The sequence below is a fragment of the Streptomyces sp. TRM68416 genome, from assembly GCF_014596915.1.
Taxonomy (GTDB): Bacteria; Actinomycetota; Actinomycetes; order Streptomycetales; family Streptomycetaceae; genus Streptomyces.
In genome coordinates, this window is the sequence record NZ_JACVWU010000036.1 from 24,461 (window position 1) to 39,023 (window position 14,563).

Annotated in this window: 14 protein-coding genes; 6 read left to right on the plus strand and 8 right to left on the minus strand. The window is 71.0% G+C overall.

The genetic code is table 11. The features are described from left to right. Positions 1-194: 194 nt before the first annotated feature. On the minus strand, positions 195-377 hold the full coding sequence (locus ICC28_RS37260) for a DUF397 domain-containing protein (RefSeq protein ID WP_188293284.1): 183 nt from the start codon (positions 375-377) through the stop codon (positions 195-197). Continuing rightward, entirely contained in the window at positions 374-1,186 is an 813-nt protein-coding gene (locus ICC28_RS37265; protein WP_188293285.1) for a helix-turn-helix domain-containing protein, read from the minus strand. The genes ICC28_RS37260 and ICC28_RS37265 overlap by 4 nt, the downstream gene beginning before the upstream one ends. 161 nt (positions 1,187-1,347) lie before the next feature. On the opposite strand from ICC28_RS37265, the gene ICC28_RS37270 reads away from it, so the two are divergent. Further along, positions 1,348-1,734, plus strand: coding sequence for an ATP-binding protein (locus tag ICC28_RS37270; RefSeq protein WP_188293337.1), 387 nt, complete (start codon positions 1,348-1,350; stop codon positions 1,732-1,734). Between the two features lie 233 nt (positions 1,735-1,967). Next, positions 1,968-3,083, plus strand: a complete 1,116-nt coding sequence (locus ICC28_RS37275; RefSeq protein WP_188293286.1) for an ADP-ribosylglycohydrolase family protein — start codon at positions 1,968-1,970, stop codon at positions 3,081-3,083. Positions 3,084-3,102: 19 nt separating this feature from the next. Here ICC28_RS37275 and ICC28_RS37280 read toward each other — a convergent pair whose 3' ends face one another. After that, positions 3,103-3,888, minus strand: coding sequence for an SDR family oxidoreductase (locus ICC28_RS37280; protein WP_188293287.1), 786 nt, complete (start codon positions 3,886-3,888; stop codon positions 3,103-3,105). A gap of 83 nt (positions 3,889-3,971) precedes the next feature. On the opposite strand from ICC28_RS37280, the gene ICC28_RS37285 reads away from it, so the two are divergent. After that, positions 3,972-4,811, plus strand: a complete 840-nt coding sequence (locus ICC28_RS37285; protein WP_188293288.1) for a hypothetical protein — start codon at positions 3,972-3,974, stop codon at positions 4,809-4,811. Between the two features lie 16 nt (positions 4,812-4,827). Here ICC28_RS37285 and ICC28_RS37290 read toward each other — a convergent pair whose 3' ends face one another. Together ICC28_RS37290 and ICC28_RS37295 are read right to left on the minus strand one after the other, a co-directional pair. Continuing rightward, entirely contained in the window at positions 4,828-6,756 is a 1,929-nt protein-coding gene (locus tag ICC28_RS37290) for an MFS transporter (protein ID WP_188293289.1), read from the minus strand. A gap of 197 nt (positions 6,757-6,953) precedes the next feature. Continuing rightward, positions 6,954-9,143 (minus strand): D-alanyl-D-alanine carboxypeptidase, encoded by a 2,190-nt coding sequence (locus tag ICC28_RS37295; RefSeq protein ID WP_411158641.1) that lies wholly within the window; start codon positions 9,141-9,143, stop codon positions 6,954-6,956. Between the two features lie 329 nt (positions 9,144-9,472). Here ICC28_RS37295 and ICC28_RS37300 point away from each other — a divergent pair, with 329 nt between their 5' ends. From ICC28_RS37300 to ICC28_RS37310, 3 genes are all read left to right on the plus strand, one after another. Beyond that, the gene (locus ICC28_RS37300) at positions 9,473-10,228 is read left to right on the plus strand and encodes a GOLPH3/VPS74 family protein (protein ID WP_188293291.1); all 756 of its coding nucleotides are present in this window, start codon (positions 9,473-9,475) and stop codon (positions 10,226-10,228) included. A gap of 329 nt (positions 10,229-10,557) precedes the next feature. Next, positions 10,558-11,415 carry a helix-turn-helix domain-containing protein gene (locus tag ICC28_RS37305; RefSeq protein WP_188293292.1) on the plus strand — a complete coding sequence of 286 codons (858 nt, stop codon included), beginning with the start codon at positions 10,558-10,560 and terminating at the stop codon, positions 11,413-11,415. 231 nt (positions 11,416-11,646) lie between these two features. Beyond that, complete coding sequence (locus tag ICC28_RS37310; protein WP_188293293.1) at positions 11,647-11,853, plus strand: DUF397 domain-containing protein; 207 nt, start codon at positions 11,647-11,649, stop codon at positions 11,851-11,853. Between the two features lie 216 nt (positions 11,854-12,069). Here the strand turns inward: ICC28_RS37310 and ICC28_RS37315 are convergent, their stop codons facing one another. From ICC28_RS37315 to ICC28_RS37325, 3 genes are read right to left on the minus strand one after another with little or no spacing between them, the layout of a single operon-like run. Next, positions 12,070-12,936 (minus strand): MerR family transcriptional regulator, encoded by an 867-nt coding sequence (locus tag ICC28_RS37315; RefSeq protein WP_188293294.1) that lies wholly within the window; start codon positions 12,934-12,936, stop codon positions 12,070-12,072. Positions 12,937-12,991: 55 nt separating this feature from the next. Then, positions 12,992-13,498: a glutathione peroxidase gene (locus tag ICC28_RS37320; RefSeq protein ID WP_188293295.1), complete on the minus strand. Its 507-nt coding sequence runs from the start codon at positions 13,496-13,498 to the stop codon at positions 12,992-12,994. 9 nt (positions 13,499-13,507) lie between these two features. Then, complete coding sequence (locus ICC28_RS37325) at positions 13,508-14,524, minus strand: ArsR/SmtB family transcription factor (RefSeq protein WP_188293296.1); 1,017 nt, start codon at positions 14,522-14,524, stop codon at positions 13,508-13,510. Positions 14,525-14,563: the final 39 nt, after the last annotated feature.

Sequence of the window (14,563 nt, forward strand, 5' to 3'; positions counted from 1 at the left end):
TGCCCCGCAAGCCACCCGAGGGTGCACGCCGGTCTGGCCACCCGCTCTCTCCGGGCCGCTCGCTCGCTTCTCTCACGTGCTGGAGCGGGCCGAGTCAAGGGTGGGCCGTAGGCCCATCGCCGAAGGCGACGCGTAGCGCCCTTTACTCGGCTCGCGGAAGCGCGACACTGGCCAAGAAGCGGGCGGCCCAACGGTCACTTCGTCAGGTGCGTGAGGAAGGCGGACCAAGTTGTTGCGGCGAGGGTGAGGTGTGGATCTGTGGGGTTCTTGGAGTCGCGTACGTGGACCGTCAGTGCGGTGGGGGATATGGCGACTTCGACGCACTCGGGACCTTCATTGCTGCTGTAGCTGCTCTTGAACCACGTAAGGGCAGTCATGTCTCCCACTCCAGTACTTTCTCGATGAAGGCCAACGATTCTTGGGGCGTGAGCGCCTGCGCGCGGATCATTCCATAGTTGATCTCCAGGGTCTGGGCCTCCCGCGGATCACTGATCAGTCGGCTGAGGAACTGGACCTCCAGGTGCCCCAGAGTCTTGCCGTCCCTGAGTTTCATCAGCTGAAGAGAGCCGCCCATGCCTGCGTGGTCCTCACAGTCTGTGGGCATCACCTGAATCACAGCGTGCCGCAATCTACCGATGTCCAATAGGTGTTCGAGCTGTCGCCGCAGCACCACCCTGCCTCCGATCGGCCGCCTAAGTGTCACCTCCTCCTGGACGAAGGTGATCTGCGGGCGAGGGGTGCGGTCGAAGATGGCCTTTCGAGCCATGCGTGCGGCGACGAGGCGGTCCATCTCGTCCTCGGGGTATGGAGGCCGCCGCATCGCGTACAACGCCCGTGTGTACTCCGGTGTTTGCAGGAGGCCGTGGATGTGGTGGCTGGCGTAGGCCCCCAGCTCGACGGCCTCCTCCTCCAGCTTCGCCAGATCCCGCACCTTCTTCGGATACCGGGCCTCCTCCACGTCCTTCGTCATCGCGGCGATCTTCCCGCCCGCCCCCAGCGCCTCATCGGCCTTGGTCAGAAAGTCAGGCTTGGGGACCCTCCGCCCCCGCTCCACCGACGAAACCATCTCTCCGCCGTACCCGATGGCGTCCCCGAGTTCCGGCTGAGTCCACCCGGCAGCCTCCCGCCAGGCCTTGATCTGCCGCCCGACCGCCCTGAGTACGGCCGCAGCCTCCTCGTCCTCCACGTCTTCCCCTCCCGACGTACAAGCCGTACGGCCCCGGCTCCCCGCCGGACAGTCACGTTCCGTACCGGAGTCGTTGCTGTTCAGCGTAGGAACGGACGAGCACGCTGAGTCGCGTGAACCAGGAATCCCTTCCCCAAGTAACCCTCCCTGCGCACCTCTTCATGGTTCAGTTGTCCGCAACTCGAAGAGGTGCTCGACTCGCCCGGCTGCTCACCGAGCGTCAACTCGCCGACTGGGGGCGCCCGTCCGAGCCCGCGGAGCACATCGTGGCCGAACTCGCCGCGAACGCCGTGCTGCACGGCCGCGTCCCGGGCCGTGACTTCCGCCTGACGCTGAGGCTGGACGCGGCCGGTGCCCTCCGTATTGAGGTGACCGACCCCCGGGGCGACCGGATCCCGCGCATCCCCGACCTGGTTGCCGAGGAGGCGGAGTCCGGGCGCGGACTCCGTCTGGTCATGGCGTACGCGGACCGCTGGGGCGTGGACCGGGCGCCACTGCCCTGCAAGACGGTGTGGGCGGAAGTTGCGCCGGATCGCGCAGACCCGTGACCGTGCCTTCCGCTCCGAGGAACCGGGCAGATGCCGCGACTGCCGGGTGGCCCGCACAAGCGGGACACCCGAGCGGCACGTGGCGTAGCCAAGGCTGAAACCCGAACACTCCGGATCACTCCCGACCACTTACCGCACATCCCGCATACCCTTCCGCCCCTGAACCGACCGTTCCCGGTCGATTACAGTGCTGAGCTGTCGTACGTACGGACGGTGTCCGCGGGGAGGTCTTGGTGGGGGCGACAGCCGGTGCCGTCTGGGGCCGTTCCGAGCAGCAGGACTTCCGCAGCCGGGTGCGCGGCACCATGCTCGGCGTCGCCGTCGGGGACGCGCTCGGGGCGCCGGTCGACGGGCTGGACCTCGCCGGGATCCGGGAGGCCTACGGCGTCGAAGGCCTCGTAGATCTCGGGCTCGGGTACGGGCGTCGCGGTGCCGTGACCCACCTGACCCAGCTCACCCTCTTCACCGTCGACGGGCTCATACGCGCCCAGGTCCGCCGGGACACCGGCGCCTGGCATCCGCCCACCGATCTGCACCGGGCGTATCTGCGGTGGGCCGCGACCCAGCGGGACTGGGGCCCGGACGAGCGCCGCAAGGACGACGGCTGGCTCGCGCGGGAGGAGTGGCTGTACGCCCGCCGCGATCCCGCCCGTTCGCTGCTGCTCGGCCTCGGCGACGAGACCATGGGCACCTTGGAAGCCCCGAAGAACCCCGGCGAGGCGGGCCCCGAGGCCGCCGCCCGTTCCGCGCCCTTCGGTCTGCTCGTCGGCTGGGAGCCGCAGCTGGTCGCCCAGCTCGCCGTCGAGTGCGCGGCCCAGACCCACGGCCACCCCGCAGCCTGCCTGTCGGCGGGCGCGTACGCCGTCATCGTGCACGGCCTGGCCTGCGGCGAGAGCCTGGACGGGGCCGTCCAGCGGACCCTCGCGCTGCTCGCCGCCCGCCCGGGGCACGAACCGGTGTCGAGCGCCCTCCAGCACGCGCTGGGCGCGGTACGACAGGGCATGCCGACGCCGGACCGGATCGAGGAACTCGTCGGCGACGGGGCCGCGCAGGGCGTACTGGCCGTCGCCGTGTACTGCGCCCTGGTGGGGGAGGACGTCCGCCACGGTCTCTGCCTCTCCGTGAACCACGACGGCCCCTCCGGCGCGACGGGCGCCCTGACCGGCGGTCTCCTCGGTGCCCTGCACGGCGAGACGGCCCTCCCGCCGGCCTGGCTGGCCGAGCTGGAGGGTCGTCCCACGATCCTGGAACTCGCCGACGACTTCGCGATGGAGATGACCCAGGGCCCGGCGCTGCACGGCCCGACCGGCTCCTCCCCGGGCTGGCTGGCCCGCTACCCGAGGGCCTGAGACGCTCTACCACTCCCGTTCACCGCATCAATTCCCCCGCGTTCACCAGCAGCGACTGCCCCGTGATCGCCCGTGCCCGGTCCGAGGTGAGGAAGACGGCCGCGTTTGCCACGTCGGCGTCCGTCGCCAGTTCCGGCAACGCCATCCGCTCGGTCAGCCGATTCAGTACCTCCGACTCGGGCGCGCCCTCGGTCTCCGCGGTGAACCGGACGTAGGCCTGTACCGGCGGCCCCCACATCCAGCCCGGGAGGACGGAGTTGACGCGGATGCGGTGGGGGCCGAGTTCTCGAGCCAGGGAGTACATCGCGCTGGTCAGGGCCCCCTTGGAGGCCGCGTACGCCGCCTGGCGTACCTGCGTGGGCGCCGCGACCGCCGACTGCGTGCCGATGAACACCACCGCGCCTCCGCGCACCTTGAGCGCCGGCAGGCACGCCCGGGTCATCCGCAGGGTGCCCAGCAGGTTGACGTCGATCACCGAGCGCCAGGTTGTGAAGTCGGCGTCCTCCAGGCCGCCGAAGTAGCTGTCCCAGGCCGCCACATGGACGACGGCGTCGATCCGGCCGAAGCGCTCCCGCGCCAACTCGGCGAGCGCGAGGCACTGTTGCTCGTCGGTGATGTCCGTCGGCCGGTACGCGGTGTGCGCACCGTCCGGATCGATCTCGGCGGCGCTCTTGGCGAGGCTCGACTCGGTGCGCGCCCCGAGGACCGCGTTGCCCCCGTCCCGTACGACCGCCGCCGCGACCTGGTGGCCGAGCCCTGCGCCGACTCCCGACACGACGACGGTCCTTCCCGTGAGTACTGACATCCCGACCCCTCCCGGTTCACAGGCTCTGGCGCGATATCTGACGGAGCGTCAGAGTATGGGTGACCGCAGGAAAGGGGAACCGCATGAGCGACGACACCCGCAGCGAGACGTACGCCGAGCTGGCCGCCGTAGGGCCGTACGGAGTCCGGCCGGGACATGCCCTGATCACCATGGTCGAGCCGCATCCCGGCCACGAGTACGCCTACAACCGCTGGTACGAGGACGACCACTACTACGCCGGCGCGATGGCCATGCCCTGGATGTACGCAGGCCGCCGCTGGGTCGCCACCCGCGACCTGCAACTCCTGCGCACCCCGGAGAAGTCGGCGGTCGCCCGGCCCGTCACCGCCGGCTGCTACCTCTCCACGTACTGGATCACGGCCGGCCGCTACGCCGACCACATGAAGTGGACCGTCGCCATCAACAAGCGTCTCAACCGCGACGCCCGCGTCTACCAGGACCGCACCCACGTCTTCACCGCGTTCCAGGACCACGAGGCGAGCGTGTACCGCGACGGGGCGGCGGGCCCGAGGGACTTCCACGCCCTGGACCACCCGTACGCGGGCCTGGTCCTGGAGGTCATCGACGCGGAGTCGGCCGAGCGGCGCGCCGAGCTGCTGGAGTGGCTGCGCTCGCGCCACCTCCCCAAACGCCTCGCGGGCTCCCCGGCCGCCCTGGTGACGGTCTTCCGCCCGACGCCCCTGCCCCTGGACCGCATGTCGTACGTCAAGCAGGTCGAGGGCGTGGAGACCCGGCTGACCCTGCTGTGGTTCCTGGAGGCCGACCCGAGGGAGTGCTGGGACCCCTACTTCACCGGCCTGGAGGAGGCGGTCACCGAATCGGGGTTGGGGCGGGTGGAGCTGGTGGCGCCGTTCGTGCCGACGGTCCCCGGCACGGACAAGTACGTGGACCAGCTGCGCTGACCGGCGCCGAGGGCGGTCACTTCAGGGCGTCCGGGCACGGCGTGCCGCGCGGCAGGTCGTACGGGGCCGCCAGCCGGTACGTCCCCGCCTTCGGGGCGACCAGCATCGTCCACTTGTCGCCGAGCGCGTCCTCCTCCGTCTCCGTCAGACAGCCGTGGACGTTGTCGTACGTCTTCGGCTCGCCTTCGGCGCGGTCCTTGGACGCCTCCGTCTCCCGCGGCGGGTCCAGCTTCTTGCCCTCGTCGTCGACGATGCTCAGCCAGGGGGAGTAGGGGATGCGGATGAGGATCCGGCCGGGCTTGCTCACCCGCATCGTCCACTCGCCCTGCTCGGCCCGCTCCACCACCGTGTTCGGCTCGGCCAGCGGGGCCGGGTCGAGCACCTCGAACAGCTGCCAGTTCGCGTCGCCCCACACCTGCTTCAGATACGGCATCCCGCGCTGCACCAGCTGCCGCTCGCGCTCGCCGCCGTCCCCGTCCGGCCGGTCCTTGGGCACCACGACGTAGTGCACGGCCCAGCGCCTGAGCCACTCCAGATAGTTCGCCGAGTTCAGGGTGTCGTCGTAGAAGAGCGGGTTGCGCTCCATGTCGGCCTGGCGGTTCCAGCCGCGGGCCAGGTTGACGTACGGGGCGAGGGCGGAGGCCTCGCGGTGGGAGCGGGCCGGTACGACCTCCACGCGGCCCTTCTCGGCGCCGACCTCCTGGAGCTCGTTGACCAGCGGCGCCAGCTCACGCGCCCAGGACGCGGCGGGGGTGGTGTGCACGACGTCGATGACCGACTTCACGCCGATCCACACATTGAATCCGATGACGGACAGCACGAGCGCGTACCACTTGCGCGAGCGCGGCACCGAGAACGGCAGCGCCGCCACCAGCGCCACCCCCGCGAACAGCATCGACAGCCGGGTGATGTTGGAGCCGATCTGCGAGCTGATCAGCCACACCAGCAGCACCGACAGCGCGTACACCGCCGAGGTCAGCCGGACCGTCGTCCACTCCTTGGGGACGAGGAAGAGGACCAGCACCGCCGAGACGAACGGCAGCAGCACCGAGGCGACCGTCATCGGCTGCGTCCCCGAGAACGGGAACAGCCAGGCCGACACCGCCACCACCGCGGTCGGCGCCAGCCCCAGCGCCCAGGCGCCCGGCCGCCGCTTCTGCAGGAACATCGCCACGGCCACCAGACCCACGAACAGCCCGGCGACCGGCGAGGCCATGGTGGCGAGCGCGGCCAGCGGCGCCGCGCACAGCGCCTTCGCCCACCGCTTGTAGCGCCACCTGTACGGCCAGCAGAACACGACCGCGACCGCGCCCAGCGCGAACGCCGTGCCCAGACCGTAGGTGACCCGGCCCGAGGCCGCGTTGCACAGCAGCGCGAACACCCCGGCCAGCGCGGCCCACAGCGGGTTGCGCACGGACCGGCTGCGGATGAGGACCAGCGTGAGCAGCCCGGCGGAGACGGTCCCGGCGATCATCATCGTCGTACGGACGCCCAGCACGGACATCAGATACGGCGACACCACGCTGTACGACACCGGGTGCATGCCGCCGTACCAGGCCAGGTTGTACGCCGAGTCCGGGTGTCGGCCGACGAACTCCGCCCACGCGTCCTGGGCGGCGAGGTCGCCGCCGCTGTTGGCGAAGGTGAAGAACCACACGATGTGCAGCACCCCGGCCAGGCCGGTGATCGACAGGACCGGGTGGCGCAGGAGGCGCTCACGCAGCGCGAGGACGGCGGCCTTCGGGCGCGAGGGGCGCTCCTCGGCGCGCGGACGGTTCGCGTCCTGCGTGTCCTGCGTGTCCTGCGCGTCTTGCGCGTCTTGCGTGTCCTGCGTGTCCCTCGCGTCTTGCGTGTCCTTCGTGGGCGCTGCGGGCACGCGTATTCGCGGGCCCGTTCCCTGGCCCGGATCGGCGTCGTCGGCGCGTGTCGGCTCCGCAGTGGCCACCGTTGAGGCACTCCCGTGCTGTGCTGTCTTCTGTTCTGGCCGCGTACCGTTTCCCGCGTGTTCTCGGCCCTGTCCCCCAGGGTTGTCCGGCCGCGCCTGGTGAGCGGCGGCCTGCCCTGTTTCGTGACGCTAGCACGCAGCCCGCCGACGGGCTCCCGGGCGGGTGCGCCGTCGGTGGGCTGCGGTGACCCGGCAGGTCAGCCGAGGCGGGTGAGCTTGTCCGTGAAGCCGGGCTCCACGAGATCCGTCTCCAGCGCCACCGGCACCTTCACCGCGCCGGCCGTGCCGCCGTCGCCCACGGTGAGCGTGCCGATCTTGGTGCCGGCCTTCGCGGAGTGCGGTACGTCCCCGGCCTTGAAGTCCAGCTCGACCTTCAGCCCGGCCCAGCCGGCCGCCTTGACGTCCTTGGTGGCCACGACCGCGGTACGGCCGCCGAGCCCGTCGTCGACGTAGCCGACGACATCGCCCTTCTTCAGCAGCGTCGCCGACTCCAGCGCGTCCTGAGCGGCGCGCATCAGCTTGTCGCCGGAGTCGAGGGCGGCGGCGAGGATGCCGCCGCCGACGTCCGGCTGGCGCAGCACGGCACCGACGATGGTCCGCGTCTCGCCGCCGACCTCCTGCTTCGCGGCGAACATGAGGTTGCCGAGGGCGGAGGTGGTGGTGCCGGTCTTGATGCCGACGACGTTGTTCTTGCCGACGAGCTGGTTCCAGTTGCCGTGGTTGCGGCCCTTGTAGTCGTCGTACGACATCATCGCCGCGATCTCGCGGAAGGCGGGGTCCTCCATCGCGGCCTTGGCCAGCTTCATCTGGTCCACGGCCGTGCTGACCGTGGTGTTGTTCAGGCCCGAGGGGTCGGTGTACGTCGTGTTCGTCATGCCGAGGTCCTCGGCGGCGGCGTTCATCTTCTCCACGAACGCCTTCTCAGAGCCCGCGTCCCAGCGGGCGAGCAGGCGCGCCACATTGTTCGCGGACGCGATCAGGATGCTCTCCAGGGCCTCGCGCTGGGAGATCTCGTCACCCGCGGTGACCGGGACGGTCGACTCGCCCTCCGCGGTCGCCTCCGACTCGGCCGTCTGGTCGATCTTGAGGTTCGGGCCCTCGGCGCCGCTCTTGAGCGGGTGGTCGCGGAGGATCACGTACGCGGTCATGACCTTGGCGACACTGGCGATCGGTACGGGCTTCTGCTCGCCGGAGGAGCCGAAGCTGCCGATGCCCTGGACGTCGAGGGCGGCCTGGCCGGAGGTCGGCCACGGGATGTCGACCTCGCCGCCTTCGAAGGTGTACGAGGACTTCGCGGTCAGGTCGAGGGTGGGCGTCGGGAGCGGGCGTACGGCCTGCACGATCGCGAACACGACCGCGAGGAGAAGGACCAGGGGGGTCCAGATCTTGACGCGTCGCACCGCCGTGCGGACGGGGGTGTCCGGGGGCGGGGGCGTGTTCGTCAGCTCGGCCAGGAGGTCCAGCGGGGGCTTGGGCGGGAGCGGCTGCTGGGTGGTGCGCTCGGGGCCGACCTGGGGGACGGCGGTGGTGACGTCCGGGGGCGTCGGCCGGTCCTGCTTGGCCGGGATGTCGGGCTTGAGCGCGACGAACTTGCTGGTGGGCTGGTCGACGGCGGGCGGGCGTACGGCGCGGAAGGTGGTCGTGGGGTGGTCGACTGCGGCCTCGGCTTCGCCTTCGGCCTTGTCGTCGTTCCCACCCGCACCACCCGTGCGGCTCTCGTCGTCGGGTGCGGGTGGCCCCTGGGGGGCTTCCTCGCCGTCGGCGGCCTCGGGTTTGGCGTCGGACTTCGCGTCCGTCGCGTCCGGCTTTGCGTCCGTCGCGTCCGGCTTTGCGGCCGCCTCGGGGGCGTTGTCGGCATCGGCCTCGTCGTCGGCCTGGTCCTCGTCCTCGGCCTTGACGTCGGCCTTGTCGTCGGTCGCGGTCGTTGCGGCCCGGTCGGGCGTCCTGGGCGTCTCGGCGGGCTCGGAGTCATCCTCCGGCTCGTCCCGCGCCTCAGCGGGCTCGCCAGGGGCCTTCTCGCCGCCGGAGGTCACCCAGGCGGCCACGGCGGCGCGCAGACGGTCGTCGCCGTCCTTGTCGCCCTCGGGGGTGGTCGCCTCCTCGGCGTCCGTCGATGCCTCGGGTGCCTCGGATTCCTCGGTCGTGGTCGGTTCCGTGTCGTCCTTCGGCTTCTCGGCCGACTCCGGCTCAGGGGCCTCCGGCCGCTGCTCGGAGTTCCTCGGGTCCTCGGTGTCCGCGGTCGCCTCCTCGGCGTCCTCCGGCCCCTCCGCGCCCGTCGGCTCCGCGGCAGCCCTCGGCTCCGCCGTGGCGTTCGCCCTGCGGGCCTCCGCCAGGTCGCTCGCCGACAGGATCCTGGTTGCCGTATCGACGCCGCCGCGGGCCATCACGAGGCGCGGATCGTTCTTTTCGGCCCTCGCTTCGGGAACCGGACCCGCGCTCCCCGACGTCGGTTCTGCCGACGACTCGCGCTGCTTCGACCTGTCGGGGGACTCGCCCGCCACCGATGCCTCCTAAACCGTGAACCGTGTGAACCGCCGCCCGGGACACTGCTCCGCAGCGCTGTCCGAACCATGTACCAGTGTCCTGTGTGAGGGCTAAACCGAACCGGTAGACGAGAACGACATACCTACTGGTTCCACTACAAACAGGTCACGCACCCTCGACAGACCAATGTGAGAGGGGTCACCCTGTCTTTCATCCACGCGGGGAGGCATGGATGGGCAGGAGCCGCAGAACACTTCCGGAGGAGCTTCTGCTGCTGGCACTGGACCCGGCCACGGGTACCACTGCACAGCCGCAGTCGCTCGACCTCGGTCTGGCCGGAGCACAGCTAGTGGAGCTGGCGCTGGCCGGACGGATAGCCCCAGACGGGGATCGTATCGCCGTGGTGGCACCACGGCCGACTGGAGATCCGACATTGGACTGCGCACTGGAGTTGCTGCGAAGGCGTGGCGCTCCCGTTCGTGCTGTCCACTGGATCGGCGGGCCGCGCCTTGGGCTCCGCCAGACCTACCTCTCGCATCTGGAGCGGTGCGGCATGGTCGCCGCCGTGCCGGGTCAGATGTGCGGGGTGCTGCCGACGACTCGCTACCAGGCGACGGACACCGCCATCAGCCGCGAGATCAGGTCACGGCTGGATTCGGCGATCCGCACCGGCGTACCGCCGGACCCGCGGACCGCGGCACTCGCCGCCCTGGCGCACGCGGTCGGCCTCGGCAAGCACCTGTACCCGGGTAACGAGGGCCGTTCCTCGCGCTCCCGGTTGCGGGACCTGATCAGGCACGACCCCATGGGCGGCCTCGTGGCGCACGCCGTGATGGACGTCCAGAACGGCGTGGCGGCCCAGCCGCGCCGCAGCCCCGCCCCCGCAGGCCGCCAGCCGGCCGCCGGAGGCAGGGCCGCAGCGGAACCCGCCCGAGGCGTTCCGATGCAACCGCGCCGCGGACCCATGGCGCGCGTCGTGGCCCACTGAGCCGAGTCCGCGACGGCAGCACACAGAGAGACCCGCACCGCCGAGCGCCGCACCGCAGTCCCCAAGACCCGGTCGGGAGCCGCTGGTCCGCGCGGGGCGGCGGGACCGTATGTGTCCGGACGACGACACGGTCCCGCCGCCCCGCGCGGCCGCATGTCGGGGGGTGGGGCGAGGACCGTGCCGACGGCCGTGCGGCAGGCGCGGGCCAACTGTCGTGTACGCAGCGCATATCCACCGTTTCCCAGCGGTAGTAAGCACCTTGGTGGCAGTCTGCTCAACAGCAGATACGCAAAGTGTCGATGAAGCACGCAGCCGGAGGTGCACGTCCCGTGGCGTCCAATGTCAATCCCACTGTCAGGCGCCGCCGACTGGGCCAGGAGTTGCGCCGCCTCCGCGAAGTCAAGGGCATGACGGCCGAAGAGGTGGCCGAGCGGCTTCTGGTGTCGCAGTCGAAGATCAGCCGCCTGGAGAACGGGCGGCGCAGCATCAGCCAGCGTGACGTCCGCGATCTGTGCGGGGTGTACGAGGTCGAGGACCAGCGGATCGTCGAGTCCCTGATGCAGATGGCCAAGGACTCCCGCCAGCAGGGCTGGTGGCATGCGTTCGGGGATGTCCCGTACAGCGTGTACATCGGCCTGGAGACGGACGCGGCCAGCCTCCGTGTCTACGATCCCCAGGTCGTCCCCGGTCTGTTGCAGACCCCGCAGTACGCCGAGGCGCTCATCGCGGGGGCGTTGCCGGAGACCGCGCCGACGGAGATCGAGAAGCGGGTGCAGGTGCGGATGCGCCGACAGGAACGAATCTCCACCGAGGAGAACCCGCTGCGGCTGTGGACCGTGATGGACGAGGCCGCGCTGCACCGGGTGGTCGGCGGCCCTTCCCTCATGCGCGACCAACTGGAGTACCTGGTCGAGCAGTCCCAGTTGCCGCACGTCACGGTGCAGGTGATCCCCTTCGACATGGGTGCGCACCCGGGGATAAACGGCCAGTACGCGATCCTTGAGTTCCCGGACGCGGCCGACTCCAGCGTCGTGTACATCGAGGGCGTCACCAGCGACCTGTACCTGGAGAAGCCGAACGACGTCCAGAAGTACAGCGTGATGTACGAGCATCTCCGGGCCCAGGCGCTGAACGTGGACCAGTCGCGTCAGTTCATCGCGGACATCGCGAAGAAGTACGCGCGTTGAGGCGGTTCCGGCCGGGAGTGGGCGGACATTACACCTTCCCCCGGCCGGTATGGAAGACCCCAATGGAATATGCCATCCGGTCGAGTGAATAGTCGCTTCGTACGCCGATGTTGGCGAGTAGCGTCGATCACGCCACCAAGCAACAAGGTTGGCGCGAACCGTTCCGTGGGTCCCCGCTGGGGGCACCCGGGGCGGCGACAGCAATTCACCAACGGGTAGTTCGGAGCAGAAATGGCAATTCGTCAGGGCGCCACGGACATGTGGACCAAGTCCTCGTACTCCACCGGGAACGGCGCGTGCGTCGAGGTCCGGTCACCGCTCACGGCCATGGCCGTGCGGGACTCGAAGGTCCCGGAGGGGCCCACGCTGACGTTCCCGGCGCCGTCGTGGAACACCTTCGTGGCCGAGGTCGGCAGGGGTACGTTCGACCTCCACTGATGCACAGACCCTTCCACAACTCCATAAGCAGCACAGCAAGAGCCCTCTCGACCAGCCCGCCGTCCTTGCCGAGGGGGCTCCCTGCTGCGCGCGCCGCGGGGTCGTGCGCCGTTCATCCTGCGGGCATGCGTGCCGCCTGGGGCGGCACGGGTGGGCGCAGGCGGCACCCCGTCAGCGCCGGGCTGCGCGACCCACCCCCGCCCGCGCCCCGTCGGCTCACCTCACCGGAAACGCCACGTCGCACACCGGATCCGACGGCCCCGCCGCGTCCCAGTCGGCGAAGTACACCTCCCGGCAGGGACCGTCGTACTCCAGCCCCTTGTCCCTCATCCACGCCTCCACCGCCTCGAAGGCGGCAAGGATCTGCGGATGAGCCACCTGCGCCTTGGAGATCCGCGTATAGGCCAGCCTCCGCGCCGGCTCCACCCGGACCTTGGTCTCCCACGTCCGCCCGCGCGCCTCGGCCCACGCCCGGGCCGCCGCCTCGTCGGCGACCGGCATGCACGCCTCCGCAGGCCCGTCGCTCTCCATCGACACCTCGGAGTGGTAGATCACGAAGGGCGCCCCCACCACACCCCCGCACTCCCGGGCCGCCGCCTCCAGCCGCCCGAGCGACGCCCCGATCCACGCCGGCAGCTCGTCCGCCAGCGTGTGCCGCGTCTCGGTGAGGAGCACCTGCGCCGGCACCTCCACCGTCTCCACCACGAACTTCTCGTACATCTCCGAACTCCTCCCGGACAGCCGTCCACGGAGGTACTCGGCAAGCGTCCGCTGCGCCGCCACCCGCGTCTCCACGCCCGCCCAGTACGCGGCGAGCAGATCCGCGCCCTCGGCGCCGCCCGCCGCCACCACGTCGGCGATCCGCGCGAGCGGCATGTCGAGCTGGCGCAGCAGCGCCACGAGCCGCGCCTGGTCGACCTGCCCGGCGCGGTAGTAGCGGTAGCCGCTGACCTCGTCGACGTGCGCGGGCGCGAGCAGCCCGAGACGGTCGTACAACCGCAGCGCCTTCGCCGACAGGCGCGAGCGCGCGGCGAACGCACCGATGGTGAGCAGCTCTTCGTCCACCACAGCATCCTCCGTCACCGGGCGGACGGTCCGCCCGGTGACGAGGACGCTCTGCCCTGCCCCAGGGGCAAGGTCAACCGGCGAGCCGACTGGTGATGGCCGCGACGACCTCGTCCGCCTCCGGCTCCGTCTGCGGCGCGAACCGGGCGACGACGTTCCCGTCCCGTCCGATGAGGAACTTCTCGAAGTTCCAGCGGATGTCCCCGGTGTGCCCCTCGGCGTCGGCGAAGGGGGTCAGGCGGTCGTAGAGCTCGTGCCGCCCTTCGCCGTTCACCTCGACCTTCTCCGTCATCGGGAAGGTCACGCCGTACGTCGCGGAGCAGAACTCGGCTATCTCCTCGGCGCTGCCCGGCTCCTGCCCGAGGAACTGGTTGCAGGGCACGCCGAGCACGGTGAAGCCCTGGTCGGCGTAGCGCGCTTGCAGTCGCTCAAGGCCGGCGTACTGCGGGGTGAGCCCGCACTTGGAGGCCACGTTCACGACGAGCACGACCCGGCCGGCGTACTGCTTGAGGTCGGCGGGGCCGCCCTGGAGGGCGCCGATGGAGACGTCGAGGGGGGATGCGTTCGTGTCAGTAGTCATGGGCGGAGCCTAACTCCGGCAGGGGTCGGCCCCTTGAGCCCGTACCGAACTCCGATTGTCGTCGGCCCCCTGCGCCCGTACCAGGACATCCCCCGCCGCCGTCCGCGAGTACAGCACCGCCCGTCCCGCCCGCCGCCGCTCCACCAGCCCCGCGTCCCGCAGCACCCGCAGGTGCCGCCCCACCGAGCCGAGCCCCTGCCCGGTCACGGCGACGAGCTGGGTGGTACTGAGGGGGGAGTCCAGCCGCACGAGCACGCCGGCGCGCGCGCCCCCGAGCAGCGCCCCCAGGCTCGCGGGAACCGCCCGCGCACCGGGATCGGCGAGCGCCCCCGCGCACGGGTACACCACCGCGTACCGCTCGGGCTCCTCCCAGGACACCCACCCGCTCTTCGGTGTCACCGGTACGAAGACCAGCTCGGCCCCGGAGATCTCCCTGGGCGGGTACTCGTGCAGGTTGACCTGGAACCGGCTGCCGCCGAGCCAGCGCGTGCGCCCCGGCCGCAGGGAGTCCAGTACGTCCGCCCAGCCGCCCCGGCTCACCTGTGCGGTCCGCGCGACCACGTCGGCCTCCAGGACCCGTCGGCGCCGGTCCCAGTCCGGCCGTACGGTCTCCTCCCAGACGTACTGGAGGAGCGAGGCCGCCCGCTCGGGCAGGTCGTCCCGGCCCAGCTCTGCGGGGAGCGGGCCGGCGAGGGAGCGGGCGAGGTGGGCGCGGGCGTCCGCGGGGCGGGCCGCACGCACCCGGGCCACGCCCTCCTCGAAGGTCTCCCCGTCGACCGGCGTCGGCGTGAGGAAGTCCGCGATCCAGTCCCGTCCGAGCCCGGCCCGCACCAGCCGCGCGGTCACCGGGTCGGCGGCCAGCCGGGCCCGGTAGCCGGGCAGCCGCGCGTCCAGCCAGGCGCGTTCGCCGGGGTGCGCGGCGACGCCCGAGTGCAGCGGCTTCAGCGCGGCGAAGGTCTCGGCGAGCGGCGAGATCAGGAACCGGCTTCCGGCGAGGGTGTCGGCGTTGATCTGCCACCAGCCCATGAGCGCCCCTCCCGGCGTTTCGCACCTGCGCGAAACAAT

Coding starts and splice junctions, on each gene's coding strand:
- ICC28_RS37260 (WP_188293284.1), bottom strand. CDS start 377: ATGACTGCCCTTACGTGGTTCAAGAGCAGCTACAGCAGCAATGAAGGT.
- ICC28_RS37270 (WP_188293337.1), top strand. CDS start 1,348: ATGGTTCAGTTGTCCGCAACTCGAAGAGGTGCTCGACTCGCCCGGCTG.
- ICC28_RS37280 (WP_188293287.1), bottom strand. CDS start 3,888: ATGTCAGTACTCACGGGAAGGACCGTCGTCGTGTCGGGAGTCGGCGCA.
- ICC28_RS37285 (WP_188293288.1), top strand. CDS start 3,972: ATGAGCGACGACACCCGCAGCGAGACGTACGCCGAGCTGGCCGCCGTA.
- ICC28_RS37300 (WP_188293291.1), top strand. CDS start 9,473: ATGGGCAGGAGCCGCAGAACACTTCCGGAGGAGCTTCTGCTGCTGGCA.
- ICC28_RS37310 (WP_188293293.1), top strand. CDS start 11,647: ATGGCAATTCGTCAGGGCGCCACGGACATGTGGACCAAGTCCTCGTAC.
- ICC28_RS37320 (WP_188293295.1), bottom strand. CDS start 13,498: ATGACTACTGACACGAACGCATCCCCCCTCGACGTCTCCATCGGCGCC.
- ICC28_RS37325 (WP_188293296.1), bottom strand. CDS start 14,524: ATGGGCTGGTGGCAGATCAACGCCGACACCCTCGCCGGAAGCCGGTTC.